Annotated in this window: 3 protein-coding genes; 2 read left to right on the top strand and 1 reads right to left on the bottom strand. The window is 73.3% G+C overall.

The window, feature by feature from the left end:
- Window positions 1–1,265, top strand: a 1,265-nt coding sequence (locus E7Z54_RS14080) for an MFS transporter (protein WP_136434717.1), incomplete at its 5' end; no start/stop codon positions are given.
- On the opposite strand, the gene E7Z54_RS14085 is transcribed toward E7Z54_RS14080, so the two are convergent.
- Entirely contained in the window at window positions 1,262–1,657 is a 396-nt protein-coding gene (locus tag E7Z54_RS14085) for a cold-shock protein (protein ID WP_136434719.1), read from the bottom strand. The two genes, E7Z54_RS14080 and E7Z54_RS14085, sit on opposite strands and share 4 nt — an antisense overlap.
- Window positions 1,658–1,848: 191 nt before the next feature.
- On the opposite strand from E7Z54_RS14085, the gene E7Z54_RS14090 reads away from it, so the two are divergent.
- A partial coding sequence (locus E7Z54_RS14090) for a S8 family serine peptidase (RefSeq protein ID WP_168798333.1) occupies window positions 1,849–3,015 on the top strand: 1,167 nt, incomplete at its 3' end.

The following is a 3,015-nucleotide window of genomic DNA, read 5'->3' on the forward strand; positions in this document are numbered from 1 at the left end:
CCACCGTGCGCCACGCCCGCCGGGCCGCGGGCGCCCAGGGCGCCGACCGATCGGGCCTGAACCGGCTGATCGAGCTCCACGCCTGCAACGCCGCCGGTGACACCGCGGTGGCGATCGCGCTCGCCGGCACCATCTTCTTCGCGGGTGCCACCAGCGACGCCCGCGGACAGGTGGCCCTCTTCCTGGGCCTGACGATGCTTCCGTTCGCGATCGTGGCGCCGCTGATCGGTCCCTTCCTCGACCGGTTCAGCCACGGTCGCCGCTGGGCGATCGGCGCGACCTTCGCGATCCGTGCGTTCCTGTGCTGGGCGCTGGCCGACACCGTCGCGTCGCAGTCGGTGTGGTTCTACCCCGCAGCCCTCGGCGTCCTGGTCTCCTCCAAGGCCTACGGCGTCACGCGGGCCGCGGCGGTGCCGCGACTGGTTCCGCCGGAGATCACCCTGGTCAAGGCCAACGGGCGGGTCTCGCTCGCCGGCGTCGTCGGCGCATCGATCGGGGCTCCGCTGGCCGGTGCAGCGGTCTACTTCGGCGCCGAGTGGGCGCTGCGCGTCGCGTTCCTCATCTTCGTCCTGGGCACGATCGCCGCGATCCTGCTGCCCGCCAAGGTCGACTCCACCGAGGGCGAGCAGAGTCTCGGGGACGACCCGGTCGGCGGCAGACGGCGCGGCACCGGGATCCCGCCCCAGGTCGCCTTCGCGCTGCGGGCCAACTGCGGTCCGCGGTGGCTGTCCGGCTTCTTGACGATGTACATCGCGTTCCTGCTGCGGGCTGAGCCGATCGCGGGCTGGAACCCGGCGCTCCTGATCGGTCTGGTGATCGGCGGCGCCGGGCTGGGCAACACCCTCGGCATCGTGCTCGCGTCGCTGGCGAGGAGGATCAACCCGGCCGTGACGGTGATCGTCGCCCTGCTGGCGGACATCGCGATCGTCGCGATCGCCGCCCTGCTCTACAGCGTGATCGCGCTCGTCGCGCTCGGCCTCACCGCGGGCCTGATGCAGTACCTCGCCAAGGTCTCCCTCGACTCCACGATCCAGGAGGGCGTGCCGTCCCGCGCCCACGCGAGCGCCTTCGCACGCGGGGACACCACCCTGCAGCTGGCGTGGGTGGTCGGCGGGTTCGTGGGCATCGCGATGCCGTGGATCCCGCAGCTGGGCCTGGGGGTCGCGGCCGTGGTGCTCGCGGCGTGGGCGGTGTTCGTCCTCGGCGGCCGGCCGCCTGGCCGGACAGCGAAAGCCGAGGCGTCGGTCGCGGTGGCCGGCACCTAGAGCTCGAGCTCGTCGGCCAGGGCGCGAAGCAGCTTGGCGACCGGCTCAGCGGTGCGCTTGTCGGGATGACGGCCGTGGCGGTACGCCTCGCCGACCCCGTCCAGGACCCGGATCAGGTCCTCGACGATCGGAGCCATCTCGTCGGGCTTCTTGCGCCGGGCCGCCTGCTGCGCGCGGGTGACCGAGGCCGGGGCGTCGAGGACCCGGACCTGGAGGGCCTGGTCGCCGCGGCGACCCTGGGCGATCCCGAACTCCACGCGGGTGCCCGCCTTGAGCGTGGTCACGCCGTCCGGAAGCGCGTCGGCACGCACGTACACGTCCGGCCCGTCCGGTTGGGAGAGGAAGCCGAAGCCCTTCTCCGCGTCGTACCACTTCACCTTGCCAGTCGGCACGGTCTCGACCTTCCTCGCTGGTCCGCGTCCACACGCCCGGAGGGCGCGACGGCACATCGTAGGCCATCGCCGGTGGCCGCTTCGAGCGACTTGTCGCGGGTGCCGGGCGATGTGGAGAACTGTCACCCGGAGTCGCCCCATGCGTCACAATGGGCGATTCAGCACCAGTGACTGCCGAAGGATCGTCCCCCATGCTCCGCCAGACCTCTGCGCACCGCCACGGCGCCGCCATCGCGGTCGTCGTCTGTCTGGCGACCGCGACGGCGAGCACGGCCGGCCTGGCGCCCATGGCACATGGCGAGCGGGAGTCCCCGTCATCGCTCTATCTCGTCACCCTCGAGGGCGCCGGCACGGCGGGGGGCGGAGCGGTGGACGAGACCGCCTCGGCCACGCACATGCTGCAGACCCAGGACCAGCTGCTGGAGATCGTCGACGCCGAGGACCCGATCTACCGCTGGACCACCGCGCTCAACGGCTTCGCCGTCGAGCTCGCCGCAGCCCAGGCCGCCCGCCTGGCCGGCGACCCGCGAGTCGCCCTGGTCGAGAAGAACCAGATTCGCCCGCTCGCGGCCGTGGACGGCGCCGCGTCGCGTACGGCGACCGCGTCGGTGCCCGGCACCCGTGAGCGTGGCGGTGGAGTGGTGATCGGCTTCGTCGACACCGGCATCGACCCGGACAGCCGCGCGTTCTCGGCGGTCACGCCCCTCGGCCCGGTGCCCTCGCGCTTCGGCGGTGCCTGCGGGCACGCGCCCGACGATCCCGACTGGGACACGGGCGACTGTGACACCAAGGTGGTCGCCGCGCAGCACTACGTCGCCGGGTTCGGCGAGGACCGACTCCGGGTCAACGCGGTCCTGTCCCCCGCTGACACCGACGGCCACGGGACGGCGGTCGCCTCCGTCGCCGCGGGCACCGACGACGTGGCGGTCGAGGTGGGCGACCATCGGCTCGGTCGGTTCTCCGGGGTGGCCCCGCGCGCCCGGGTCGCGGCCTACAAGGCCTGCTGGTCGGCGCCCGACCCCGACGACGACGGCTGCGCGACCGCCGACCTCGTCGCGGCGATCGACCGCGCCACCGCCGATCGTGTCGACGTTCTCAACCTCTCGGTCGGCGGACCCGCGAGGATCGATACCGTCGAGCTGGCCCTGCTCGGTGCGGCCGAGGCCGGGATCGTGGTGACGGCGGCAACGGGCAACCAGGGCGACGACGACTACGCCGCGCACCCGTCTCCATGGGTGGTGACGGTCGGCGCCAGCACCGGTGCGCAGCGCGTCGGTGCGGTCGAGGCCCAGGGTGGGCCCACGCTTCGCGGGGCGATGGCGGCCACGGGTCCCGCCGGACCTGCGCCCCTCGTGCTG

It is taken from the genome of Nocardioides sp. (assembly GCF_004803405.1).
Classification (GTDB): domain Bacteria; phylum Actinomycetota; class Actinomycetes; order Propionibacteriales; family Nocardioidaceae; genus Nocardioides; species Nocardioides vastitatis.